13 protein-coding genes are annotated in these 26,755 nt (G+C 71.7%); 10 read left to right on the forward strand and 3 right to left on the reverse strand.

What is annotated here, in order from left to right; all coding sequences use genetic code 11:
* Positions 1-90: 90 nt before the first annotated feature.
* On the forward strand, positions 91-2,475 hold the full coding sequence (gene glgX / locus ACZ6MA_RS16740; protein ID WP_469434424.1) for a glycogen debranching protein GlgX: 2,385 nt from the start codon (positions 91-93) through the stop codon (positions 2,473-2,475).
* Here glgX and ACZ6MA_RS16745 read toward each other — a convergent pair.
* Positions 2,445-3,626: a hypothetical protein gene (locus tag ACZ6MA_RS16745; RefSeq protein WP_469434425.1), complete on the reverse strand. Its 1,182-nt coding sequence runs from the start codon at positions 3,624-3,626 to the stop codon at positions 2,445-2,447. The genes glgX and ACZ6MA_RS16745 overlap by 31 nt on opposite strands.
* 186 nt (positions 3,627-3,812) lie before the next feature.
* Between ACZ6MA_RS16745 and ACZ6MA_RS16750 the strand changes: the two genes are divergently transcribed.
* The 4 genes from ACZ6MA_RS16750 to ACZ6MA_RS16765 all read left to right on the forward strand — a co-directional run bounded on the left by ACZ6MA_RS16750 (position 3,813) and on the right by ACZ6MA_RS16765 (position 12,280).
* The gene (locus ACZ6MA_RS16750) at positions 3,813-5,642 is read left to right on the forward strand and encodes an ABC transporter ATP-binding protein (RefSeq protein ID WP_469434427.1); all 1,830 of its coding nucleotides are present in this window, start codon (positions 3,813-3,815) and stop codon (positions 5,640-5,642) included.
* Positions 5,639-7,492: an ABC transporter ATP-binding protein gene (locus ACZ6MA_RS16755; protein ID WP_469434428.1), complete on the forward strand. Its 1,854-nt coding sequence runs from the start codon at positions 5,639-5,641 to the stop codon at positions 7,490-7,492. Before ACZ6MA_RS16750 ends, ACZ6MA_RS16755 begins: the two co-directional genes overlap by 4 nt.
* A 680-nt stretch (positions 7,493-8,172) precedes the next feature.
* Positions 8,173-10,440, forward strand: a complete 2,268-nt coding sequence (locus ACZ6MA_RS16760; protein WP_469434430.1) for a M4 family metallopeptidase — start codon at positions 8,173-8,175, stop codon at positions 10,438-10,440.
* 265 nt (positions 10,441-10,705) lie between these two features.
* Entirely contained in the window at positions 10,706-12,280 is a 1,575-nt protein-coding gene (locus ACZ6MA_RS16765; RefSeq protein WP_469434431.1) for a M4 family metallopeptidase, read from the forward strand.
* Between the two features lie 76 nt (positions 12,281-12,356).
* Here the strand turns inward: ACZ6MA_RS16765 and glgP are convergent, their stop codons facing one another.
* Positions 12,357-14,984, reverse strand: coding sequence for an alpha-glucan family phosphorylase (glgP, locus tag ACZ6MA_RS16770; RefSeq protein ID WP_469434433.1), 2,628 nt, complete (start codon positions 14,982-14,984; stop codon positions 12,357-12,359).
* Between the two features lie 808 nt (positions 14,985-15,792).
* Here glgP and ACZ6MA_RS16775 point away from each other — a divergent pair.
* The 4 genes from ACZ6MA_RS16775 (at position 15,793) to glgB (ending at position 24,136) form a co-directional block, all read left to right on the forward strand.
* Positions 15,793-17,787 (forward strand): alpha-1,4-glucan--maltose-1-phosphate maltosyltransferase, encoded by a 1,995-nt coding sequence (locus tag ACZ6MA_RS16775; RefSeq protein ID WP_469434434.1) that lies wholly within the window; start codon positions 15,793-15,795, stop codon positions 17,785-17,787.
* Complete coding sequence (gene treS, locus ACZ6MA_RS16780) at positions 17,784-19,514, forward strand: maltose alpha-D-glucosyltransferase (RefSeq protein ID WP_469434435.1); 1,731 nt, start codon at positions 17,784-17,786, stop codon at positions 19,512-19,514. The genes ACZ6MA_RS16775 and treS overlap by 4 nt, the downstream gene beginning before the upstream one ends.
* Positions 19,515-19,839: 325 nt before the next feature.
* Positions 19,840-21,420 (forward strand): maltokinase N-terminal cap-like domain-containing protein, encoded by a 1,581-nt coding sequence (locus ACZ6MA_RS16785; protein WP_469434437.1) that lies wholly within the window; start codon positions 19,840-19,842, stop codon positions 21,418-21,420.
* Positions 21,421-21,487: 67 nt separating this feature from the next.
* Positions 21,488-24,136 carry a 1,4-alpha-glucan branching enzyme gene (glgB, locus tag ACZ6MA_RS16790; RefSeq protein WP_469434438.1) on the forward strand — a complete coding sequence of 883 codons (2,649 nt, stop codon included), beginning with the start codon at positions 21,488-21,490 and terminating at the stop codon, positions 24,134-24,136.
* 81 nt (positions 24,137-24,217) lie between these two features.
* Here the strand turns inward: glgB and ACZ6MA_RS16795 are convergent, their stop codons facing one another.
* Entirely contained in the window at positions 24,218-25,903 is a 1,686-nt protein-coding gene (locus ACZ6MA_RS16795; protein ID WP_469434439.1) for an MFS transporter, read from the reverse strand.
* A gap of 151 nt (positions 25,904-26,054) precedes the next feature.
* Here ACZ6MA_RS16795 and ACZ6MA_RS16800 point away from each other — a divergent pair.
* A partial coding sequence (locus ACZ6MA_RS16800) for a TetR/AcrR family transcriptional regulator (protein WP_469434441.1) occupies positions 26,055-26,755 on the forward strand: 701 nt, incomplete at its 3' end.

Here is a 26,755-nt window from a genome sequence, read left to right on the forward strand (position 1 = left end):
GGCAGAACTGGGGGAAGGACGCACCGCCGACACCCGGCACGGGAAGCCGGGTGCCCGGCGCGCTACCCGAGAGCCGCCGGAGGCGAACACGTGTCGAGCGCACCCGAGCAAGAGGCGGAACAGGGCGAGAGGGCCGCGGACGATCCGGGGCGGCCCGGCACGGGGGCCGGACCGGAGCCCGTCCCGGCCGGGATGAACGGCCATCGGCCCGCGGTGCCGGGGCCCTGTGCGGGCACCCCCGTCTGGCCGGGAAGTCCGGAGCCGCTCGGGGCCCGCTTCAAGGTGGGCGCGGACGGGGTGGCCGGGACGAACTTCGCCCTGTGGGCGGGCGGCGCGGAAGCCGTGGAGCTGTGCCTGTTCGACGACGAGGAAGACGGGGGCGGGGACAGGGGCAGGGCCCCGCGCGAAACCCGTTGTGCGCTGGCCGAGTTGACGCATGAGATCTGGCACGGCTTCGTCCCCGGGGTGCTGCCCGGCCGCCGCTACGGCTACCGCGTGCACGGCCGCTGGGATCCGTGGACGGGCGCCCGGTGGAACCCCTCGAAGCTGCTGCTCGATCCGTACGCGCGCGCGGTGGACGGCGACTTCGCCCTTCCCCCCGAGGTGTACGGGCACGTGCGCGACTGGCCGCAGCAGCACATCGCCGACACCGTGCGGGACGAGCGCGACTCGGCCCCCCACGTCCCCAAGGGGGTGGTCGTCGCCGATGACGACGACTGGGCGGACGACCACCGCCCCAAGACCCCGTGGCCCGACTCGGTCATCTACGAACTGCACGTGCGCGGCTTCACCATGCGCCACCCCGGCATCCCGGAGCGGTTGCGCGGCACGTACGCGGGGCTCGCGCACCCGGCGGCCGTGGAGCACCTCGTCCGGCTCGGGGTGACGGCCGTTGAGTTGCTGCCGGTGCACCAGTTCGCCCACGAGGAGCACCTGTTACGGCGGGGCCTGCGCAATTACTGGGGCTACAACTCCATCGGCTACTTCGCGCCCCACGCCGCCTACGCCGCCTCCGGGTCGCGGGGGCGGCAGGTCGGCGAGTTCAAGCGGATGGTGCGGGCCCTGCACGCGGCCGGCATCGAGGTCATCCTCGACGTCGTCTACAACCACACGGCCGAGGGCGGCGAGCTGGGGCCGACCCTGTCCCTGCGGGGCATCGACAACCGCGGGTACTACCGGCTGCAGGGCGACGCCCGCCGCTACGCCGACTACACGGGCTGCGGCAACACCCTGCACGTGGTGCAGCCGCACGTCCTGCGGCTGATCACCGACTCGTTGCGGTACTGGGTCACGGACATGGGGGTCGACGGGTTCCGTTTCGACCTGGCGGCGGCCCTGGCCCGGTCGATGCACGACGTGGACATGCTCTCCCCCTTCCTCGCGGTCATCGCCCAGGACCCCGTGCTGCGCCGCGTCAAGCTGATCGCCGAGCCCTGGGACGTGGGCTCGGGCGGCTACCAGGTCGGCGCCTTCCCCCCGCTGTGGGCGGAGTGGAACGACCGCTACCGGGACGCGGTGCGTGACTTCTGGCGGGGCGCGCTGCCCGACGTCCGGGACCTCGGATACCGGCTCTCGGGCTCCAGCGACCTCTACGCGTGGGGCGGCCGCCGTCCGTACGCGTCCGTCAACTTCGTCACCGCGCACGACGGCTTCACCCTGCGGGACCTGGTCAGTTACGAGCAGAAGCACAACGAGGCCAACGGCGAGGGCAACCGGGACGGCGCGGGCGACAACCGGTCGTGGAACTGCGGCACCGAGGGCGAGACCGACGATCCGGCCGTCCGGTCCCTGCGCCTGCGGCAGGCCCGCAATCTGCTGACCACACTGTTGTTGTCCACCGGGGTGCCGATGCTCGTGGCGGGCGACGAGATGGGCCGGACCCAGCAGGGCAACAACAACGCCTACTGCCAGGACAACGAGACCAGTTGGATCGACTGGACCCTGCTGGACGACACCGCGGACCCGGGCTGGCGGGCGCTCACGGACCTCTGCTCCCGGCTGCTCGCGCTGCGCCGCGCCCATCCGGTGCTGCGCAGCCACGCCTTCTTCTCGGGACGCCCGCGGAGCGCGGAGGGACTGCGGGACCTGGCCTGGTTCGGCCCGCGCGGCACGGAGATGACCGAGGCCGACTGGTACGCGCCGGCCCACACCCTCGGGATGTACCTCTCCGGCCGGGACATACCGCAGCGCGGTCCGCAGGGGGCGCCGGTCACGGACGACAGCTTCCTGGCCGTCCTGCACGGCGGTCACCGCCCGCAGCGTTTCACCCTTCCGGGTCCTCCTTGGGCGGACGCGTACGAGTTGCTGGTGGACACGTCCCGGGAGGACCAGCGCACGGCGCCGGGTACCCGCCGCGAGGCGGGTACCCGGATCACGCTGCCGCCCCGGACGGTCCTGCTGCTGCGAGCCGTGCCGCCAGGCGGCGGGGACGCCCGGGAGACGGCTCAGGAGCCGGGGCCGGAGGTGCGGATGTAGCAGGTGAGGTGGCCCTTGAGCTTGCTGTGGCTCTCGCCGTCGGCACCGTGGTGCCCGGTGAAACGGGAACCACCTGTCATGCGGTAGCGGCCCGCCGGGACGGCTTCCCGCCGCCACTCCTCGGGGGCCGCCCGGAACTCCTCACGGCATCCTTGTCCGGCCCGGTCCATCGCCGCTTGCCCGTCGACGGCTCCCGAACCTTGGACGTCCACGGGCAGTTGGCCGAACACCCGCAGGCTGTGCGGCCGGTCGCAGGAGACCACGCGGACCATCGACACGGAGGGGAGCCCCGGAGCGGTCAGCGCGCAGTCGCCGGGGGCCAGTTCACCTATCAAGGTCAAGGTCTTGGTCGCGTCCTGTGCCGCTGCCCGGTCGGGCAGCAGGCGGGTGGGCCGGCCGCCGTAACCCGACTGCTCGTACGTGGCCCTGACGCTCTTCACCCCGCCCACGTCCCGCATATGAGCCAGCAGCGGTGTCAGGTCCATCGTGGCCCGGGACACGCGGCCCTGGGCGTCGAGCCGGATCTCCATGGGGAACATGCCGTTCTGGCCCTTGCCGGCTTCGCTGTTCCAGCCGTCCTTCATCCGCCCCAGTTCGGGCAGCGCTTTGGACGCGACTCCGCCGGGCACCACGGCCCGGTAGTCACGCCCGCCGTCGTCGCGGACCACGGGCCGGCCCTGCGGCCTGGCCGAGGCGATCACCTCGGCCAGGGTGCCGCCGTACGGCGCCGTCTCCCCCGCGACCACTTGCAGTGAGCGGATCGCGTCGGCGACCGGGCCGACTCCCACGGGCCGGTAGTGGAGCCAGGCGGCGCCGTCCCGGACGAGCACCTGACGCGCCACGATCGCGAACGTCCCGGCGCCGGGCGGGCCGAGACGTTCGGTGGCGCCGGCGGGGAAGTCGTCCGGAATGCTCATGGTCCGCTCCGCGTAGGCGGTTCCCCTGCCCCAGTCCTGTTCCCCCTTGACCGTCTCCACCGCGTCACCTCCGGCGGATCCGACGACGACGGTCGAGGTGAAGCGGGACAGGCCCGCCTGCCGCGTCGCCTCCCGGGCCTTGAGCAGCTGCATCGACAGCTCGGCGTCGAACACCGGGTGCGCCGGCTTGGGGGGCTTGTCACCGCCCGGCGTCCCGCAGGAGACAGCCCCCATCAGTAACACCAGTAACGCCACCGCTCTTCGGCCACCATGACCGCCACGAACACCACGCATCGCGCCCCGCCCCTCAACTCGCTCTGCTTTCCCATGAATCAGACGACCCAGACCTTTACCACGAACCTGAGTCCTAGGTACAAATCCCAGTGGGCGTTGTCAGTGCCGGACCGTACGCTCGCCGTGATGACTGAGACGACCACGACCGAGGAGACCCGTCCGCCCGAGCGGCGCTCCGCCGTGCGCTCGCTCTACCGCCTGTGGCCGTACGTGCGGCCGGTGCGCGGGCGGCTGGCCGGGGCGGCGTTCGTGGGGGTGGTGGCGTCGTGTCTGAGTCTGGTCATCCCGCTCGCGCTCAAGTGGATCGTGGACGGGCCGGTCGCGGACCGGGATCCGTCCGGGGTGTGGCTGGGCGGGGTGGTGCTGCTGGTGCTCGGGGCCGCGGAGGCGGTGTTGTTCTGGGTGCGGCGAGTGCTGGTGGCACGTCCCCTGGCGCGGGTCGAGGCGGACATGCGGGCGGCGCTCTTCCGTCATCTGCAGCGGTTGCCCGTCGCCTTCCACGACCGCTGGTCCTCCGGACAGCTGCTCTCGCGCGGCACGACCGATCTGATGCTGATGCGGATGTTCCTGGCGTTTCCGCTGACCTTCCTGCTGGTCAACGCCACGACGATCGTGGTGGGCTTCGCCATTTTGCTGGCGCAGCAGTGGACGCTGGGGCTGGTACTGCTCGCGCCCGTCGCCCCGCTGGTCGCGTTGTGCTGGTTCTTCGAGGAGCGCTACGCGCTGGCCGCGCGCACCGCCCAGGACCAGGTGGGCGATGTGACCACGATCATCGAGGAGAGCGTCCTCGGCATCCGCGTCATCAAGGGATTCGGTCAACACCGCGCGCAGGAGCGGGCGTTCGCGGCGTTGTCCGAGCGGCTGCGGACGACGGAGCTGCGCAAGGCGGGCCTGCTGGGGACGCTCTGGGCGTTGATCATGGTGTTGCCCGAGCTGGCGATCGGTGCGGCGCTGCTGCTCGGGGTGGTGCGGGTCGCGGACGGCGAGCTGACGGCGGGCACGCTCGTGGCGTTCCTGTCCACGGCGCTGGCGTTGCGCTGGCCGGTCGAGTCGCTCGGTTTCCTGCTCGCGCTGACGAATGAGACGGCGACGGCCGTGGACCGCTTCTTCGAGGTGATGGACGTCGCGGAGGCGGATCCCCGGCCGTCGGGCCGGCCGGGGGCGGAGGACCGCGGGCTGCGCCTGGAAGGGGTCGGGTTCCGGTATCCCGACGCGCCGCCGGACGCGCCGCCCGTTCTCCGGGGGGTCGATCTGCACATCCGGCCCGGCGAGACCATGGCCCTCGTCGGCGCCACGGGCAGCGGCAAGACCACGCTGACCGCGCTGATCCCCCGGTTGCACGAGGCGACGGCGGGCCGCATCACCCTCGACGGCGAGGACATCACCGCGCTGTCCCGCGAGCGGCTGCGCGAGCTGGTCTCCGTGGCCTTCGAGGAGCCCACCCTCTTCTCCGCCTCCGTCGGCGAGAACGTCCTGATGGGCGCGGAGGGGGCGAGCGAGGCGGATCTGCGGCGCGCGCTGGCCGTCGCCCAGGCCGATTTCGTCCACGCCCTGCCCGACGGGCACCGCACGCAGGTCGGGGAGCAGGGGCTGAGCCTGTCCGGCGGCCAGCGGCAGCGGCTGGCGCTGGCCCGGGCGGTCGTCGGCAGTCCGCGCTTCCTCGTCCTCGACGACCCGCTGTCGGCGCTCGACGTGCACACCGAGGCGGCGGTCGAGGCGGCGCTGCGCGAGGTGCTGGCGACCACGACGGCGCTCGTCGTCGCGCACCGGCCGTCGACGGTGCTGCTCGCCGACCGTGTCGCGTTGCTCTCCCGGGGGCGGATCGCGGCGGTCGGCACCCACCATGAACTGCTGCACGGCAACGAGGAGTACGCGTCGCTGATGTCCGGCCGGGAAGGCTTCGAGGGGCACGAGCGGGACGGACATGACGGGCAGGACGGAGGCGCCACGCGATGACCACCGATGTCTCCGGCCGGCCGGCGGCCGACGAGAAGAAGGAGGGCGGCGAACCTCCGGGCGACCCCTTCGACCGGGATGTGCTGCCCGTCCCCAGGGGTGCCTCCCGTGCCCTGCTGCGTTCGCTGCTCACGCCCGCCCGGGCCCGGGTGCGGCTCGCCGTCGTCCTGCTGCTGCTCCAGCAGGCCGCGGTGCAGACGGGGCCGCTGCTCGTGGCGTACGCCATCGACCACGGGGTGCCCGCCGCGCGCCGCCACGACCACGGTCCGCTCCTCGTCGTCGGCGCCGGGTACGCGCTCTGCGCGCTGGCCGCCGGGCTGTCGCAGCTCGCCTTCGTCCGGCTCGCGGCCCGCATCGGCCAGCGGGCCCTGCTGGAGCTGCGCGCCCGGATCTTCCGGCACGCGCAGACGCTCAGTGTCGACTTCCACGAGCGCTACACCTCCGGCCGGATCGTCTCCCGCGCCACCACCGACGTCGAGTCGATCCGCGAGCTGCTCAACGACGGCCTCCAGGAGCTGATCGGCGTCGCCCTGTCCGTGGTGTACGTCTCCGCGATGCTGCTGTACCTGGACCCGGGCCTGGGCGCCGCGGCGCTGGTCTCCCTGGGTCCGCTGTATCTGTGCGTGCGTTCCTACCAACGCCGCTCGGGGCGGGTGTACGGCAGGCGGTCCACGGCGATCGCGGCCGTCATCGTGAAGTTCGGCGAGACGATGAACGGCATCCGTCCCGTCCAGGCGTTCCGCCGCGAGCGGGCCAACGAGGCGGAGTTCCGGCGGCTCAACGAACGTCACATGCGGGCCAACGGCGAGGTGATGTGGGAGATGGCCCGCTACGTGGTCTCCGCGCGGCTGGCGGCCAACACCGCCCTGGCCGTGATCGTGCTGTGGGGTGCCTACCGGGTGGCGTCCGGCGGGCTGGCGCTCGGGGTGCTCGCGGCGGCGGTGATGTATCTGCGGCGGCTGTACGACCCGATCGACCGGCTGGGGATGTTCCTCAACGCCTACCAGTCCGCGGCCGCCTCGCTGGAGAAGATCGCGGGGCTGCTCGCCCAGCGGCCCTCCGTACCCGAGCCGGCCGAGCCCCGCCCCCTGCCGGAGCGCCGGGCCGGCCGGCCCGGCCGCGAGGTCGTCTTCGACGGGGTGCGTTTCGCGTACCGCACGGGCGGCGAAGTGCTGCCCCGTTTCGATCTGACCCTCGCCGCCGGGCGGACGGTGGCCGTGGTGGGCTCCACGGGTGCCGGCAAGTCCACGCTCGCCAAGCTGCTCGCCCGCTTCTACGACCCCCGCGAGGGCCGCGTCCTGCTGGACGGTGTCCCGCTGCGCGAGCTGTCCGGAGCCGAGCTGCGCCGCGAGGTGGTGATGGTGACGCAGGAGGCGTTCCTGTTCTCCGGCACGGTGGCGGAGAACATCGCCATCGGCCGCCCGGGGGCGACCCGTGCGGAGATCGAGCGTGCGGCGAAGGCCATCGGCGCCCATGACTTCATCACCGCCCTGCCGGACGGCTACGACACGGACGTCCGCAAGCGCGGCGGCCGCATCTCCGCCGGTCAGCGCCAACTGGTGGGCTTCGCACGGGCCTTGCTCGCCGACCCGGCGGTGCTCATCCTCGACGAGGCGACGTCCTCGTTGGACGTGCCCGGCGAGCGTGCGGTGCAGCGTGCGATGCGCACGGTGCTGCGCGGCCGTACGGCGGTGGTCATCGCGCACCGGCTGTCGACCGTGGAGATCGCCGACCGAGTCCTGGTGATGGCCGACGGCCGGGTCGTGGAGGACGGCACCCCTGCCGAACTGACGGCGGGGACGGGGCGTTTCGCCACGTTGCACCGCGCGTGGCGGGACAGTCTGGTCTGATCCTCCACCCTGGTCGGCCGGCTTTGCCGCCTGCGGCGGCGAGCACCCTGCGGGCGCGTCCTCAAGCGGCCGGACGGGCTGGATGTGGCTGGGCTCGGCACAGCAGCCCGTCCGGCGCTTGAGGACAGAGCACAGCAGCCCGTCCGGCGCTTGAGGACAGAGCACAGCAGCCCGTCCGGCGCTTGAGGACAGAGCACAGCAGCCCGTCCGGCAGGGGTGCGGACGGCACCATCCACCGGCCATGGCCGGTTCGTACGCCTGGACGAAATGGGGTCCGGGATGTTTAGCGGTGGTACTCACGGGTTCGGTGCCGATCAGCCGAGCGGCGAGCGACCGGCATCCGCCCGCTATCCGGACCGCGGTCTTTTCTCAACGGACGGATTTTGGCCAACTTGGGTCCACAGTCCTGACACGTACATGCCTGCGGTGGCACTCTTCCCTCCACCGACGCACGGCTTCCCCACAGCCTCTCGGCCTCGCGTCGACTTCCGTTTCTCCGCGCCTGCCCCCCACACCCCCCGTTCACCGCGGCCACCGCCCCCTCGCCCGACAGCACCGGGCGGCCGCGGCGGCGTACGGGAAACGTTCCACGAGTTCTGCCTCGCTCTGCCCGGTCGGCCACTTGGGCGCCCGGTCACCCCCCGGCCACGCCCACCGTGGCCACCGCAGAAGGAGTCAGCGTGAGACCCACCCCCCATCGACGCGCCGTAGCGACCGGCGCGCTCGTCGCCGTCACGGCGATGCTCGCCGTCGGAGTACAGACCGGTTCCGCCAACGCCCGCACGGATGACGCGGGTTCGGGGCCGAGGATCCTCGCCAAGGCCGATCCCGGCGCCCTGCCGGTGAAGCTGTCGCCGTCGCAGCGTGCGGAGCTGATACGCGACGCGAACGCGACCAGGGCGACGACCGCGAAGTCCCTCGGCCTCGGCGCCAAGGAGAAGCTGGTCGTCCGGGACGTCACCAAGGACGCCGACGGGACGACCCACACCCGGTACGAGCGCACCTACGACGGCCTGCCCGTGCTCGGCGGCGACCTCGTGGTCGACGCGGCCAAGGGCGGCAAGCTCAAGACCGTCGCCAAGGCCACCAAGGCACGCATGACGATCGCCACGACGAGTGCGTCGTTCGCCGCCGCCACCGCCGAGAAGGACGCGGTCGCGGCCGCCAGGGCGCAGGGCTCGAAGGCCACCAAGGCCGACCGGGCGCCGCGCAAGGTGATCTGGGCCGCGAGCGGCAAGCCCGTCCTCGCCTACGAGACGGTCGTCGGCGGCCTCCAGCACGACGGCACGCCCAACGCGCTGCACGTCATCAGCGACGCGAAGACCGGTAAGAAGCTTTTCCAGTTCCAGGGCGTCCAGCAGGGCACCGGCAACAGCCAGTACAGCGGCAAGGTCACCATCGGCACCTCCGGCTCGTACCAGCTCAACGACACCTCGCGCGGCGGCCACAAGACGTACAACCTGAACAGGGGCACGTCCGGCACCGGCACCCTGTTCACCGACACCGACGACGTGTGGGGCAACGGCACCACCACCGACCCGGCCACCGCCGGGGTGGACGCGCACTACGGCGCCCAGCTCACCTGGGACTACTACAAGAACGTGCACGGCCGCACCGGCATCAGGGGCGACGGCGTCGGCGCGTACAGCCGGGTCCACTACGGCAACAACTACGTCAACGCCTTCTGGTCCGACGACTGCTTCTGCATGACCTACGGTGACGGCAGCGGCAACGCCAAGCCGCTCACCTCGATCGACGTGGCCGCGCACGAGATGACGCACGGCGTCACCTCGAACACCGCGAAGCTCGTCTACAGCGGTGAGTCCGGCGGGCTCAACGAGGCCACCTCCGACATCTTCGCCGCCGCCGTCGAGTTCTGGGCCAACAACGCCCAGGACGTCGGCGACTACCTGGTCGGCGAGAAGATCGACATCCGGGGCAACGGCACCCCGCTGCGCTACATGGACAAGCCCAGCAAGGACGGCCAGTCCAAGGACGCCTGGTACTCCGGCCTCGGCGGCATCGACGTGCACTACTCGTCGGGCCCGGCCAACCACTGGTTCTACCTGGCCTCCGAGGGCAGCGGACAGAAGGAGATCAACGGGGTCAAGTACGACTCCCCGACCTCCGACGGACAGCCGGTGGCCGCCATCGGCCGGGACAACGCCGCGAAGATCTGGTTCAAGGCACTGTCCCAGCGCATGCAGTCCAACACCAACTACGCGGGCGCCCGGGACGCGACGCTGTGGGCCGCCGGTGAGCTGTTCGGCGTCGGCAGCGAGACGTACAACAACGCCGCCAACGCCTGGGCCGCCATCAATGTCGGCGCCCGGGCCTCCACCGGTGTCTCGGTCACCAGCCCCGGCGACCAGGTGAGCGTGCTGAACCAGGCCGTGTCCCTGCAGATCAAGGCCACCGGTTCCGGTGCCCTGAACTACACCGCCACCGGGCTCCCGGCCGGTCTGTCGATCAACGCGTCCACCGGGCTGATCTCCGGCACCGTCACCACCGCCGGCACCAGCAATGTGACCGTGACGGTCAAGGACGCGAACGGCAAGACGGGCACCGCCACCTTCAAGTGGACGGTCAACGCCTCGGGCGAAGGCGGCGTCTTCGAGAACACCACCGACGTGGCGATCCCCGACGCCGGTGCCGCCGTGACCTCCTCCGTCCTCGTGACCCGCAGCGGCAACGCCCCGTCCGCCCTCAAGGTGGACGTCAACATCAAGCACACCTACCGCGGTGACCTCCAGATCGACCTGGTCGCCCCCGACGGTACGGCGTACCGGCTGAAGAACAGCGACTCCTGGGACTCCGCTGCCGATGTCGTCGACTCGTACACCGTCAACGCCTCCGGCAAGGCGGCCTCCGGCACCTGGAAGCTGAAGGTCCAGGACGTCTACTCCGCCGACACCGGTTACATCGACAGCTGGAAGCTCACGTTCTGAGACCACATCTCACAGCCTTAAGCACCTGGCTGAGAACCAACTGAACCAGGCGCCGTCCGGGGAGAGTTCGACTCCCCCGGACGGCGCCTTCGTACTGTTTTGACCCGTTATCTACCGTCCACAATGATGCGTTGTTGGAATCTTTACAGGACAGTAATCACCCAAGCCTCAATATTCCCAGCGGAACGCACGCAAGTTCGAGCAGACTGTGCGCAGTTGGGCGTGATCTCCGGCGCCCGGCACCCCACAGTCAGAGGAGTACCGCGTGCGCCACACCTCCCGCATATCCCGCTCCGGTCACCGCCGTGCCGTCGCCGCCAGCGCCGCCACGGTTGCCGCCGCCCTGCTCGCCGCGGGCTTCGGCACCGGTCCGGTCCAGGCCGCCGCCGCCCCCGGCGCGGGCGACCATTCCAAGACCCTCGGTCTCGGCGGCCAGGAGAAGCTGATCGCCCGGGGCGTCATCACCGACGCGGACGGCACGGTCCACACCCGGTACGAGCGCACCTTCGACGGTCTGCCGGTGCTCGGCGGCGACCTGATCGTCCACCAGGCCAAGAACGGCAAGGTCGAAGAGGTCACCAAGGCCACCGACGCGGACATCAAGGTCCCCAGCACCACCCCGAAGGTCAAGGCCCCCGCCGCCGAGAAGCACGCCCTCGCCGCGGCCAAGACGGCCGGCAGCAAGACGGCCGAGACCGACAAGGCGCCGCGCAAGGTGATCTGGGCCGCGAGCGGCAAGCCCGTTCTCGCGTACGAGACCGTGGTCACCGGTGTGCAGCACGACGGCACGCCCAGCAAGCTGCACGTCATCACCGACGCCTCGACCGGCAAGAAGCTCTACGAGTTCCAGGCCGTCGTGACCGGCACCGGCACCGGCCAGTACAACGGCAAGGTCAAGGTCGGTTCGCTCAAGAGCGGCAAGTCCTTCCTGCTGAAGGACAACGCGCGCGGCGGCCACATGGTCTACAACCTCAAGCACGCCGAGGACGGCCGGGGCGCGACCTTCACCGACGCCGACGACATCTGGGGCAACGGCAAGCCGACCATCGCGCAGACCGCGGCCGTCGACGCCCAGTACGGTGCCGCCGTCACCTGGGACTACTACAAGAACGTGCTGGGCCGTAAGGGCATCAAGAACGACGGCAAGGCCGCCTACTCCCGGGTCCACTACGGCAAGGAGTACGTCAACGCCTTCTGGGACGACGACTGCTTCTGCATGAGCTACGGCGACGGCGAGGGCGACAAGAAGCCCCTCACCTCGATCGACGTCGCGGCCCACGAGATGAGCCACGGCGTCACCTCCGCCACGGCGAAGCTCAACTACAGCGGCGAGTCCGGCGGGCTCAACGAGGCCACCTCCGACATCTTCGCCGCCGCCGTCGAGTTCTACGCCAAGAACGCCGCCGACAAGGGCGACTACCTCGTCGGCGAGAAGATCGACATCAACGGCGACGGCACCCCGCTGCGCTACATGGACAAGCCCAGCAAGGACGGCGGCTCGCCCGACTACTGGAACTCCAAGCTCGGCGACCTCGACGTGCACTACTCCTCGGGCGTCGCCAACCACTTCTTCTACCTGCTGTCCGAGGGCAGCGGCAAGAAGACCATCAACGGTGTCACGTACGACAGCCCGACCAAGGACGGCAAGGCCGTCAAGGGCATCGGCCGCGCCGCCGCCGAGAAGATCTGGTACAAGGCGCTGACCACGTACATGACGTCCACGACCAACTACAAGGGCGCCCGCGCGGCGACCCTGAAGGCCGCCAAGGCGCTGTACGGGCAGAACAGCGCCCAGTACAAGGCCGTCGGGGCCGCCTGGACCGGCGTCAACGTCAAGTGACGTGCTGACGGTCCGCTGACCGACCTCAGGCGCCCGGTGCGCACGGTGAAGGCCGTGCGCACCGGGCGCCGGCCGTTCAGCGCATCAGCACGCCCGCCTGCTCTCCGGAGGACTCCGGGGGCAGCGCCACCAGACCCAGCTCGGCGCCGCTGGCCAGCAACCGGTGGACGGGCAGGATCCGGACGGTGTAGCCGAAGGGGCCCGTGCTGTCGAGGGTCAGCGAACCCTCGTACTGGCGGCGGCCGTCCAGCGCTGGGGCTCCCGTGGGCTTGAGCGGCACGGTGCCGGTCCCGGACAGCCGGTCGGCGGGGTCGACACGGCCCGCGACGGCCTGCACCTCCACATCCGAGGGATCGAGATCGCCGAGGGTGACGCTCACCCGCAGACAGACCGTGGACCCCAGCTCGGCCGTGCCGTTCAGCGGGGTGTCGGCCACCGTCTCCACATGGTCGACGGCCACCGCCGGCCACGCGGCCCGCACCCGCGCCTTCCACTCGGCCAGCTCCCGCGCGGCCTCCGGGAACAGGGCCCGCTGGGCCTCGGCGGCGGGCCCGTAGAGCCGCTCGACGTATTCGCGCACCATGCGCCCCGCGAGCACCTTCGGGCCGAGGGTGCCCAGCGTCCGGCGGACCATCTCGATCCAGCGCCCGGGCAGCCCGCCCGAGCCCCGGTCGTAGAAGCGCGGCGCGACCCGGTCCTCCAGCAGCTCGTAGAGGGCGGCGGCCTCCACGTCGTCGCGGCGGTCCTCGTCCATGGCCGCGCCGTCGGCGGTGGGGATGGCCCAGCCGTAGTCGGGCTCGTACCACTCGTCCCACCAGCCGTCGAGGACGGAGAGGTTCAGACAGCCGTTGAGCGCGGCCTTCATGCCGGAGGTGCCGCACGCCTCCAGGGGGCGCAGCGGGTTGTTCAGCCAGACGTCACAGCCGGGGTAGAGCTTCTGGGCCATGGCCATGCCGTAGTCCGGGAGGAAGACGACGCGGTGGCGTACGCGCGGGTCGTCGGTGAAGCGGACGAGTTCCTGGACGAGCCGCTTGCCGCTGTCGTCGGCGGGGTGGGCCTTGCCCGCGACGACGATCTGAATCGGCCGCTCGGGGTGCAGGAGCAGCCGGGTCAGCCGCTCGGGGTCGCGGAGCATCAGCGTCAGCCGCTTGTAGGAGGGGACGCGGCGGGCGAAGCCGATGGTGAGGACGTCGGGGTCGAGCACGCCGTCGATCCAGCCGAGTTCGGCCGTGCCGGCTCCGCGCTGCCGCCAGGAGGCGCGCAGCCGTTCGCGCACCTCTTCGACGAGCTGTTCGCGCAGGGTGCGGCGCAGGTCCCAGATGTCGCTGTCGGGGATGTCCGCGACGGTGTCCCAGCGTTGTTTGCCGCCGACGGTCAGGGCGTCCTCGGCGCGGCCCGCGCCGATCCGGCGGGCACCGAGCCGGAAGACCTCGGGGGCGACCCAGGTGGGGGCGTGGACGCCGTTGGTGATGGCGGTGATCGGCACCTCCTCGGCGTCGAAGCCCGGCCACAGCCCGGCGAACATCTCCCGGCTGACCTGCCCGTGGAGGGTGGAGACGCCATTGGCGCGCTGGGCCAGGCGCAGGCCCATGACCGCCATGTTGAAGAGGTTGGGCTCGCCGCCGGGGTAGGTCTCCAGACCGAGCTGGAGGACCTTGCCGACGTCGATGCCGGGCAGTTCCCCGTCGTCGCCGAGGTGGCGGGCGACCAGCTCGCGGTCGAAGCGGTCGATGCCGGCGGGTACGGGGGTGTGGGTGGTGAAGACGGCTCCGGCCCGGACGCTCTCCAGGGCCGAGTCGAAATCGGCGCCCTGTTCGACGAGTTCGCGGATGCGTTCCAGGCCGAGGAAGCCGGCGTGGCCCTCGTTGGTGTGGAAGACCTCGGGGGCGGGGTGGCCGGTCAGCCGGCAGTACGTCCGCACGGCGCGGACCCCGCCGATGCCGAGCAGCATCTCCTGCAGCAGCCGGTGCTCGCTGCCGCCGCCGTAGAGCCGGTCGGTGACGTCGCGCTCGCGCGGCCCGTTCTCCTCGACGTCGGAGTCGAGGAGCAGCAGCGGCACCCGACCGACCCGGGCCTGCCAGATGTAGGCGCGCAGGGACCGGCCGCCGGGGAGGGTGAGGGCGACCCGGCTGGGGGTGCCGTCGGGCTCGCGGAGCATCGACAGGGGCAGCTCGTCGGGGTCGAGGAGCGGGTAGTGCTCCTGCTGCCAGCCCTCGCGGGACAGGGACTGGCGGAAGTAGCCGTGCCGGTAGAGCAGTCCGACGCCGATGAGGGGGACGCCGAGGTCGCTGGCCGACTTCAGATGGTCGCCGGCGAGGATGCCGAGTCCGCCGCTGTACTGCGGGAGGGCGGCGGTGATGCCGAACTCGGGTGAGAAGTAGGCGATCGCCTCGGGCAGTCCGGGGGGCTGCTCCTGGTACCAGCGCCGACCGGTGAGGTAATCGTGCAGATCGTCGGCCGCCGCGGCGAGCCGCCGCCGGAAGCGGCGGTCGTCGGCTAGGGCGGCCAGCCGGGCGGCGGACACGGCGCCGAGCAGCCGCAGCGGATCCCCGCCCGCGGCCTGCCAGCCCTCGGGGTCGACGGACTGGAAGAGTTCGCGGGTCTCGGGGTGCCAGGACCAGCGCAGATTGCGCGCCAGCTCACTGAGCGGTCGTAGGGACTCCGGAAGGACGGGGCGCACACTGAATCGACGAATGGCCTTCACCCCCACGACGGTAGCGGCGCGGCCCCCCGGGTTTCCGGCAGTGACGCCAACTGGCCGTCACCGACCGGGGCGGACGACGGGTGTGCGCCCTGTTGTCGACCGGAACGGGTGAACACGCCCGGTGTTCCGGGTTTCGCCGCGGCCGGGCGGGGTCCGGGGCCGGCCGGGGTGTCGGGGGGTGCCCGGGGAGCCCCGGGGAGGCGGGCCTTCTCTCACCCGTTGGTGGGGCGGCCGGCGCGGGCGCCCGAACGGGTGCCGAAACAAGCGCGGAGACAGGCACCGGTCCGCATGCTGGACAGGACGGTGCGGCCGAAATCCGGCGGCCGATCATCGGCTGATGCGTTGGTACGAGATGGATCTACGCCACGCGTACAGCAGGGGTGCGGGCGGCGAAATACCGCTACGGCTGTCACCGAGGAGGCCGGGGCACCGTTCCGCCGATTGGCCGCCGCTTACCCCGTTTCGTCACATTGCACACGATCGGCCGAGCGAGGAGACTCCCTACGGGTGAAGCGCTTCGGCCGCCCTCCTCAGCTGGTGCCACGGGATCTACGCACCGGCAGTTCGCACGGTCCGGGCATGCCCGGCCGGGGCTGGTGGGAAAGCTCAACCGGTATGCAGCCCGTCACGCGTCCCCCGGCCCGGTCCCCGCGCTCTACTGCCCGCCCTCGCTTCCGCCCACCCGGGTGAACCCGGGCAAGCGCGGACAGGAGCAGTCATGCGCGCAGCCAGCCGACTGCCGACGGAGCAGATAGAAAGTACAGAACCCGCCACACCCCCAGATTCCGTCGAACCTCCAGGTGATCCCATGATCGGTCGCATCCCCGTCCTGGACCTCGGGCCGCTCGTCGACTGCGGTCGCAGACCGGCCAAGGCCGTGGTGGGCGAGACCTTCCAGGTCACGGCCACCGTGTTCCGCGAGGGCCACGAGGCGTTGGGTGCCAATGTGGTGCTGCGCGACCCGGCGGGCCGCTCGGGGCCCTGGGCACCGATGCGGGAGCTGGCGCCGGGCACGGACCGCTGGGGCGCGGACGTCACCCCGGACACCGAGGGCCGCTGGACGTACGCGGTCGAGGCGTGGAGCGACCCGGTGGGCACCTGGCGGCACCAGGCGCGGATCAAGATCCCGGCGGGGATCGACACCGAACTGGTCCTGGAGGAGGGCGCCCTGCTCTACGAGCGGGCGGCGGCCGGGGTGCCGAAGAGCGACGGCCGGGAGGCCGTGCTGGCCGCGGCCGACGCGCTGCGCGACCGGCGCCGGCAGGTCGCCGACCGGCTCGCGGCCGCCCTCGCCCCGGCGGTGACCGCGGCCCTGACCTGCCATCCGTTGCGTGAACTGGTCACCAGCTCACGGTCGCTGCCGCTGCTCGTGGAGCGCGAGCGGGCGCTGTTCGGCTCGTGGTACGAGCTGTTCCCGCGCTCGGAGGGCGCGACGACGACGGCGGACGGCAGGCCGCGGCCGGGTACGTTCCGCACGGCCGCCCGGCGGTTGCCCGCGGTGGCGGCGATGGGGTTCGACGTGGTGTACCTGCCGCCGATCCACCCCATCGGCACCTCCTTCCGCAAGGGCCCCAACAACGCGCTGTCCGCGGGCCCGCACGACGTGGGCAGCCCCTGGGCGATCGGCTCGGCCGACGGCGGGCACGACGCGATCCACCCGGACCTCGGCACCTTCGAGGACTTCGACCACTTCGTCTCCTGCGCCCGCGATCTGCGCATGGAGGTCGCGCTCGACTTCGCCCTGCAGTGCTCCCCCGACCACCCGTGGGTGGCCAAGCACCCCGAGTGGTTCCACCACCGCGCGGACGGCACGATCGCGCACGCCGAGAACCCGCCGAAGAAGTACCAGGACATCTATCCCCTCGCGTTCGACGAGGACTTCGACGGGCTGGTCACGGAGACGCTGCGGGTGCTGCGGGTGTGGATGGACCGCGGCATCCGGATCTTCCGGGTCGACAATCCGCACACCAAGCCGGTGGTCTTCTGGGAGAAGGTCATCGCCGAGGTGGGCCGCACCGACCCCGATGTGGTCTTCCTCGCCGAGGCGTTCACCCGCCCGGCGATGATGCGCACCCTCGGCGCGATCGGCTTCCAGCAGTCGTACACCTACTTCACCTGGCGCAACGACAAGCGGGAACTCACCGACTATCTGCGGGAGCTGTCGGGCGAATCCGCCGCCGTCATGCGGCCGAACCTCTTCGTGAACACGCCGGACATCCTGCACGCCTATCTCCAGGACGGCGGGCGCGCGGCCTTCGAGATCCGGGCGGTGCTCGCCGCGACCCTCTCCCCCAGCTGGGGTGTCTACGCGGGCTACGAGCTGTGCGAGAACACCCCGGTGCGCGCGGGCAGCGAGGAGTACCTGGACTCCGAGAAGTACCAGCTGCGTCCGCGCGACTGGGAGACCGCCGAGCGCGAGGGGCGCTCCCTGGCCCCGCTGCTCACCCTGCTGAACCGGCTGCGGCGCCGCCAGCCCGCCCTGCGCCGGCTGCGGAACTTGCGCTTCCATGACGCCGACAACGACGCCGTCATCGCCTACTCGAAGCGCACGGGGAACTCCTGCGTCCTCACGGTCGTCAACCTCGACCCCCACCACACCCAGGAGGCCACGGTCTCGTTGGACATGCCGGAACTCGGCCTCGAATGGCACGAGTCCGTCCCGGTGCGCGACGAGCTCACCGGAGAGACCTATCACTGGGGCAGGGACAACTATGTGCGCCTCGAGCCGGGCCGTTCCATCGCGCCCGCGCACGTGTTCTCGCTGCGACCGTCCTCACCGATCGGAGGGTCACCCACATCATGATCGTCAATGAGCCCGTACAGGACACGTTCGAGGACACACCCGCGAAGGACCTGGATCCCGACTGGTTCAAGCGCGCCGTCTTCTACGAGGTGCTCGTACGCTCCTTCCAGGACAGCGACGGAGACGGGGTCGGCGACCTCAAGGGCCTGACCGCCAAGCTGGACTATCTGCAGTGGCTGGGCGTCGACTGCCTGTGGCTGCCGCCGTTCTTCCAGTCGCCGCTGCGTGACGGGGGCTACGACGTCTCCGACTACACCTCGGTGCTCCCCGAGTTCGGTGATCTGGCCGACTTCGTGGAGTTCGTGGACGCGGCGCACCAGCGGGGCATGCGCGTCATCATCGACTTTGTCATGAACCATACGAGCGATCAGCACGAGTGGTTCCAGCAGTCACGCGCCGACCCCGAGGGCCCCTACGGGGACTACTACGTCTGGGCGGACGACGACAAGCAGTACCAGGACGCGCGGATCATCTTCGTCGACACGGAGTCCTCCAACTGGACCTTCGACCCGGTGCGCCAGCAGTACTTCTGGCACCGCTTCTTCTCCCACCAGCCGGATCTCAACTACGAGAACCCGGCGGTGCAGGAGGAGATCCTGGCGGCGCTGCGGTTCTGGCTGGACCTCGGCATCGACGGCTTCCGGCTCGACGCGGTGCCGTACCTCTTCGCCGAGGAGGGCACCAACTGCGAGAACCTGCCGCGCAGCCACGACTTCCTCAAGCGGGTGCGGGCCGAGATCGACGAGCACTACCCGGACACGGTGCTGCTGGCGGAGGCCAATCAATGGCCCGAGGACGTCGTCGACTACTTCGGCGACTACGAGGCCGGCGGCAACGAATGCCATATGGCGTTCCACTTCCCGGTCATGCCGCGCATCTTCATGGCGGTCCGCCGGGAGTCCCGCTACCCGGTCTCGGAAATCCTCGCCAAGACCCCGGCGATCCCCAAGCACTGCCAGTGGGGCATCTTCCTGCGCAACCACGACGAGCTGACGCTCGAGATGGTGACGGACGAAGAGCGCGACTACATGTACGCGGAGTACGCCAAGGATCCGCGGATGCGCGCCAACATCGGCATCCGCCGCCGGCTCGCCCCGCTGCTCGACAACGACCGCAATCAGATCGAGCTGTTCACCGCCCTGCTGCTGTCCCTGCCGGGCTCGCCGATCCTCTACTACGGCGACGAGATCGGCATGGGGGACAACATCTGGCTCGGCGACCGCGACGGGGTACGCACCCCGATGCAGTGGACACCCGACCGGAACGCGGGCTTCTCCTCCTGCGACCCGGGGCGGCTGTATCTGCCGACCATCATGGACCCGGTCTACGGCTACCAGGTCACCAACGTCGAGGCGGCCATGAGCAGCCCCTCCTCGCTGCTGCACTGGACCCGCCGGATGATCGAGATCCGCAAGCAGAACCCGGCGTTCGGCCTCGGTTCGTACACCGAACTGCCGTCGAGCAATCCGGCCGTGCTCGCGTTCCTGCGCGAGATGCGGCTGCCCGGGCAGCGGGAGGACGACCTCGTCCTGTGCGTGAACAACTTCTCCCGCTTCGCACAGCCGACCGAACTCGACCTCCAGACGTTCAACGGGCTGCATCCCGTCGAGCTGATCGGTGGGGTGCGCTTCCCGGCCATCGGTGAACTGCCTTATCTGCTCACCCTGGCCGGTCACGGCTTCTACTGGTTCCGGCTGCGGCGCGGCGCGCCACCGGCCGGGCACTGACCCGCCCCGTGCGCGGCGGCCGTGGTCGTCCGACCGCGCACGGACGGTTTTCCCTCCCGGGCCCGGGGCACCCTCACTACTACGCGGGGCCCGGGTCGACCGCATCGACACCGCTCGACCCCGATCGGCCTCGCTCGACCCCGATCGACTCCGCCACACGTGGCCGCACAGTCCGCAGAAGCCAGCGACACCGCACACCGGGGCCTGAAGGCGCTGACCGTACGGACGATCCTCGCCCGACACGTCCCGCACCGCGCACGGTCAAAGCCGCAATCCGGGACACTTTGCCCTACCTGTCGTGTGCCCGGGGAAAGGACGCGACGCCATGTCGGACGCTGCACCGTCCCGCCGGGGGGCGCCTCCCGGACCTCTGCCGGCCGTGGCCCGGGCCACGGCCGCGCGGTCGGCGACGCCCCCCGCCGACGGGGGGCTGCTGGGCTCGTTGGTCCCGTTGCTCTCGGAATGGCTGCCCCGGCAGCGCTGGTTCGCCGGCAAGGGCCGCCCGATCACCGGTTTCACCCTCGTCGCGGCCACCGAACTGCTGCCGGCCCCGGCCGGCGGCACCGCCCCCGGCCTGGTCCATCTGCTCGTCCGCGCCCAGCAGCTGGGCTCGACGGGCCCAGGCGGCACCCCGGCGCACGGCACCGACGACTGCTATCAGCTGCTCCTCGGAGTCCAGGACGTACTGCCCCCGCAGCTCGCGCCCGCCCTGATCGGCCGCCCGGCGGGCGGACCGCTGCACGGCCGCGTCGTCTACGAGGGCCTCGCCGATCCCCGTCTGGCGGCCGTGATCCTGGAACGGCTGCGGCTGCCGGGCCGCCTGGGGCCGCTGCGCTTCGCCCGGGAGGAAGGGACGGTCATCGCCGCGGGTCTCGCGCCCCGGCTGCTCGGCTCGGAGCAGTCCAACTCCTCGGTCGTTTACGGCGAAACGTATATCCTCAAGCTCTTCCGCCGCGTCTGCCCCGGCACCAACCCGGATCTCGAACTGCCGCGCGCGCTCGCCGGCACGGGCTGCCGGCGGGTGCCGACGCCCGCCGCCTGGTTCGAGGCCGACCTTTCCGGGCTGCCCGGGCCGGCCGGAGCAGTCGGGGCCGCCGGCGGCGTCGACGAGCCGATGACGCTCGGGGTGCTCCAGCCCTTCCTGCCCGGTTCGGCCGACGGCTGGCAGCTGGCCCTGGGGGCCCTGGCCGTGCGGGCCGACTTCACCGCCTCCGCCCGGGCCCTCGGGCACGCCACGGCCGAGGTGCACGGTGCGCTGGCGGAGGCGCTGCCCACCGTCGTGCTGCGCCGCCCCCAGCTGGAGCGGCTCGCCGACGCCATGACCCGGCGGCTGGACGCCGCCGCCGACGCGGTGCCCGCCCTGCGCCCCTACCGGGCCGCGCTGCGCGGGGCGTACGAGGAGCTGGCGGGGCTCGGCCGGGCCGGGCGCACCTGGTCCGCGCAGCGCATCCACGGTGATCTGCATCTGGGACAGACCCTGCGCACGGCCGCGGACGGCCGCTGGTCCCTCATCGACTTCGAGGGCGAGCCCGCGCGCCCGCTGGCCGAGCGGCGCAGGCCGCAGCCGGTCGCCCGGGACATCGCGGGCATGCTGCGTTCCTTCGACTACGCGGCGGCGGTGGGCCGGGCGGCCGGCACCGCCTGGTCCGACCGGGCCCGGGCCGCGTTCTGCGAGGGCTACGCCACGGTCCACGACGATCCGCGCGAGGAGCCGCGACTGCTGCGCGCCCACGAGACGGACAAAGCCGTCTACGAGGTCCTGTACGAGGCCCGGCACCGGCCGGACTGGCTCCCTGTCCCGATGGCCGCGATCCGGCGGCTCGCGGGGATGCCGGCGCCGGACGGCGCGCCCGCCGGCCCGCCCCAGGGCGGCGACCGGCGGCCGGAGCCGAGGAATCCCGTATGACCCACCGACCCGCACGACAGATCCGCCCCCGGGCCGCCGTCCGGGGGACATCGAGGAGGACCGCCCCGTGACCGCTCGTCCGCCGTCCAGCCGACCGCCCCGCGAGCCGGGGGGCGACCGCCCCGGCGGTCCCGTCCCGGTCCCGGCCACGTTCCTGCCGGCGTTCCCCCCGCGTCCGCACCCACCGAAACAAACGGAGGGACCGGAGGGGCCGGGGCGGACGGAGGGGACGGGGGCGCCGGGGCCGGCGTACCGGTCGACGGAGTGGGAGTCGGCGCCCGACACCGCGCCTGACACCGCGTCGGTCCCGGAGCCGGCATCTGAGCGGGCGCCGGAGCCCGAGCGGGCAGCCGAGCAGGAGGCCGCACCGGTGGCGGAGCCGGAGGCCGCGCCGGTGGCAGAGCAGGTGGCAGAGCAGGTGGCAGAGCAGGGGGCGGCGCAGGGGGCGGGGGCCGTACCGGTCACACCGGTCGCACCGGTCCCGGCCGTCGCACCCGTACCGCGGGCCGCGGCGCGCCGGGGCGTACGCCCGGCCGATCCGCTGGACCCCGGGGAGCGCGAGCGCCTGCTGCACGGCGCGCATCACGACCCGCACGCCCTCCTGGGGGCGCATCCGGTACCGGGCGGTGTGGCGTTCCGTGCCCTGCGCCCCTACGCCCGTGCGGTCTCGGTCACCGCGAAGGGGCTGCGGGCGGAGCTGTACGACGAGGGGGACGGGTTCTTCGGGGGTGTGCTGCCGCTGAAGGAGATCCCCGACTACCGCCTGGTGGTCACGTACGCCGATGCCGAGCTGGAGGTGCACGACCCGTACCGCTTCCTCCCCGCCATCGGGGAGCTGGACATGCACCTCATCGGCGAGGGCCGGCACGAGCAGCTGTGGCGGGCGCTCGGTGCGCAGCCGATGACGCACGAGGGCGTGATCGGCACCCGTTTCACGGTCTGGGCGCCGAACGCGCGGGGCGTCCGGGTCGCCGGGGACTTCAACTACTGGGACGCCACCGGGTCCCCGATGCGTTCGCTGGGCTCCTCGGGGGTGTGGGAGCTGTTCCTGCCGGGCATCGGCGAGGGCGCCCTGTACAAGTTCCAGATCACCCGCCCGGACGGTTCGTACACGCTGCGCGCCGACCCGATGGCGCGGCGCACGGAGGTCCCTCCGGCCAACGCCTCGATCGTGCACGCCTCGCACCACCGGTGGCGGGACGAGGAGTGGCTGCTCCGCCGCGCGGAGCGGCATGTGCACGAGTCGCCCTTCTCCGTCTACGAGGTGCACCTGGCGTCCTGGCGTCCGGGGCTGACCTACCGGCAGCTGGCCGAGCAGCTCCCGGCGTATGTGAAGGACCTGGGGTTCACGCACGTGGAGCTGATGCCGGTCGCCGAGCACCCCTTCGGCGGCTCGTGGGGCTACCAGGTCACCGGCTTCTACGCCCCGACCGCGCGGCTGGGCACCCCCGACGACTTCAAGTACCTGGTCGACGCGTTGCACCGGGCGGGCATCGGGGTGCTCGTGGACTGGGTGCCGGCGCACTTCCCCAAGGACGACTGGGCGCTGGCCGAGTTCGACGGCCGCCCGCTGTACGAGCACGCGGACCCGGCGCGGGCGACGCACCCGGACTGGGGGACGCTGGAGTTCGACTACGGCCGTACGGAGGTGCGCAACTTCCTGGTGGCCAACGCCGTCTACTGGTGCGAGGAGTTCCACATCGACGGGCTGCGGGTGGACGCGGTCGCCTCGATGCTCTACCTCGACTACTCCCGCGAGGCCGGCCAGTGGACGCCCAATGAGCACGGCGGCCGGGAGAACCTCGACGCGGTGGCGTTCCTGCAGGAGATGAACGCGACGGTCTACCGCCGGTGCCCCGGTGTGATCACCGTCGCCGAGGAGTCCACGGCGTGGGACGGGGTCACCCGGGCCACCCACCACGTGGGCGTCAGCGGCTTCGGCGGGCTCGGCTTCGGTCTGAAGTGGAACATGGGCTGGATGCACGACTCGCTGGAGTATGTGTCGAAGGAGCCGGTGCACCGCAAGTACCACCACGGCGAGATGACCTTCTCGATGGTCTACGCCTACAGCGAGAACTACGTCCTGCCCATCTCGCACGACGAGGTCGTGCACGGCAAGCGGGCGCTGGTCTCCAAGATGCCGGGTGACTGGTGGCAGCAGCGCGCCAACCACCGCGCCTATCTGGGCTTCATGTGGGCGCACCCGGGCAAGCAGCTGCTCTTCATGGGGCAGGAGTTTGCACAGGGTGCGGAGTGGTCCGAGAGGTACGGCCCGGACTGGTGGCTGCTCGACCCCTCGTACTCGGCGGAGGCCGACCACCGGGGCGTGCGGGATCTGGTGCGGGATCTGAACGCGGTCTACACCGCGACGCCGGCGCTGTGGCAGCGCGACACCGACCCGAGCGGATTCGAGTGGATCGAGGGGGACGCCAGCGAGGACAACGTCTTCGCGTTCCTGCGCTTCGACGCGGAGGGCTCACCGCTGCTGGCCGTCAGCAACTTCTCCCCCGTCGTCCGGCATGCCTACCGTCTCGGTGTCCCGGCCCGGTACGCGGAGTGGCAGGAGGTCCTCAACACCGACGCCGGGCGTTACGGCGGCAGTGGTGTCACGGGCACCGACCCGGTCAAGTCCGAGCCGACCCGCCGGCACGGCCGCCCGGCGAGCATCGCGGTGACCCTGCCCCCGCTGGCGACGGTCTGGCTGCGCCCGGTCTGAAGCGCGTCGTCACCGGTGTCCCGCACCCCTGGGAAAGGGGTGCGGGACACCGGTGACGGGCCGTGCGGGAGCGGGAGAGGGTCAGACGCGCTCGTCGGTGCGCCGGGCGTCCTTCGCGCCCTCGGTGTCCCGCGCGGCCGGGCCGTCCGCCGTCGCCTGGCCCGCGTGGCGCGGCAGCAGGGTGACGACCACGAGGGTGCCGACGCCGAGGATGATCGCGCCGATCATGCTGGTGTGGGCGACGGAGTCCGCGAACGCCTTGTGCACGGCTTCCACGACGGACTGCGCCTGCTGCGCGCCGTACGCGGCCGCCTTCTCGGCGCCCATCTTGGGCGTGGCGCCGGCCGTGACCTGCTTGCCGACCTCCTTGGCGACGTACAGGCCCCCGCCGACCGAGTCCTGTGCGGCGCTCAGCGCCTTCTCCGGCAGCTTCGGACCGCCGCCGGCCGCCACCTTGGCGGCGGTGTCGGCGAGGTTGGAGGAGTAGGTCTTGGCCAGCACCGTGCCGAGGATGGCGATGCCGAGCGAGCCGCCCATCTCGATGGAGGTGCTGTTCACCGCGCCGCCGACACCGAGCTGGTCCTCGGGGAAGGAGCCCATGATGGCGTTGGTGCAGGGCGACAGGGACAGGCCGATCGCCAGGCCGAGGATCATCAGCGGCCCGACGAAGTCGTTGTACGTGGAGCCGGCGTCGATGCGGGTGAGCAGCGCGATGGCGACCGTGCCGACCGTCATGCCGAGGGCGACGGTGATCTTCATGCCGAACTTCGGCGTGAGGAAGGCGGTCAGGGCGCCGCCCACGAAGACGGCTCCGGCCAGCGGCAGCATCCGTATGCCGGTGTCGAGCGGCGAGTAGCCGAGCACGAACTGGAGGTGCTGGGTGAGGTAGTAGAACGCGCCGAAGACGGCGAGGAAGAACAGCGCGACGGCCAGCGTGGAGCCCGCGAAGGCGCGCTGCGCGAAGCGGCGGACGTCCAGGACCGGGCGCGGGTGGCGCAGCTCCCACAGGACGAAGCAGACGAGCCCGACGCCGGCGAGCACGGCCGCGGTGATGGCCTTGGCGCCCCAGCCGAAGTGCGGACCCTCGATGATCATGTAGATCAGCGAGCCGACCCAGATGACGGACAGCAGACCGCCGATGTAGTCGATCCGGTCGACCTTGGCCGCCTTGGACGGCGGTACGAGCAGCAGCGCGCCGATGATGCCGAGGGCGGCGATCGGCACGTTGATCAGGAACGTCGAGGCCCAGCCGTGGTCCTCCAGCAGCGCACCGGCGACCAGCGGGCCGACGGCGATGGCGAGGCCGGCGGTGGCGGTCCAGATGGTGATCGCCTTGGCCCGCTCGGCGCGCGGGAAGGTCGCGGCGAGCAGCGACAGCGTGGCCGGCATGATCATGGCGGCGCCGACCCCCATGACGGCGCGCGCGGCGATGACGGCGCCGGAGCTGTCGACGAGCGAGCCGGCGACGGACGCCGCGCCGAAGACGAAGAGGCCGAGGACGAGCGCCCCGCGGCGGCTGTACTTGTCACCGACGGCGCCGAGGATCAGCATCAGCGCCGCGTACGGCACGGTGTAGCCGTCGATCACCCATTGCAGGTCCGAACTGCCGAGGCCGAGGTCCTGGACCATGTCCGGGGCCGCCACCGTCAGCGACGTATTGGCCATGACGATGATCAGCAGACTCAGGCACAGGACCCCCAGTGCCGCCCAGCGCCGCTTGTACGGACCATCCATCTCTTCGACCGGAGTCGACATCCCGAGGCCCATCGGCCCCCCTTTCCAGATCTTGCACACTACTGTGCAATTACACACTGCTGTGCAATTTACGCGTCTGCCCAGCCTTGTGCAAAATGAACCCAGCGGACCGCCGCGAGTTCGCCGGTGACGTCCGGGGGACGCCCGATCGAGAAGAGACCCAATGGCCGGCAGAGCGGACGCCAATCGCCGCCGCATCATGGACATCGCGCTCGCGGAGCTGCTGCGCGACGCGGATGTGAGCATGGATCAGATCGCGCGCGCCGCGGGCGTCGTCCGCCGCACGGTCTACGGCCACTTCCCCAGCCGCGACGCGCTGATCGGCGCGCTCGTCGACGACGTGGCCGAGACCGTCGGCGCGGTCCACGCGGCGGCGCTGCGCGGAGTGGACGACCCGGCCGAGGCGCTGGCCCGGTCCGTCCTGGCCGTCTGGGAGATCGCCGACGGCTACCGCCTGCTGATCTCACTGGCCCAGCGCAGCGTCACGGTGGAGGGCATCCACCGGCGCCTGGAGCCGGTGCGCCACGAGGCCGCCGCGGTGCTCCGGCGCGGTCTGGACGCGGGGCGGTTCGTCTCACCGCTGCCCGTCACGGCCCTCGCCTATGTGCGCGAGCAGGTGATCTTCGGCCTGATGCAGGCCGTCAACGAGGGCCTGCTGGCCCCCGAGGAGGCGGGCCGTTCCGCCGCGATCACCTCGCTGGCCACGCTGGGCGTACCCGTCGCCGAGGCCACCGAGCTGGTGGCGCGCATCCCGGCGGCGGACACCGCGCGGACGGCCGGGACCGCGACCGGGAACGCAACCGGGAACGCCGTGGCGGGGGGGGGGGAAGGGGGGAGGAGGGAGGTGGGGAGGAGAGGGGGGGC

It is taken from the genome of Streptomyces sp. NPDC042259 (assembly GCF_055582085.1).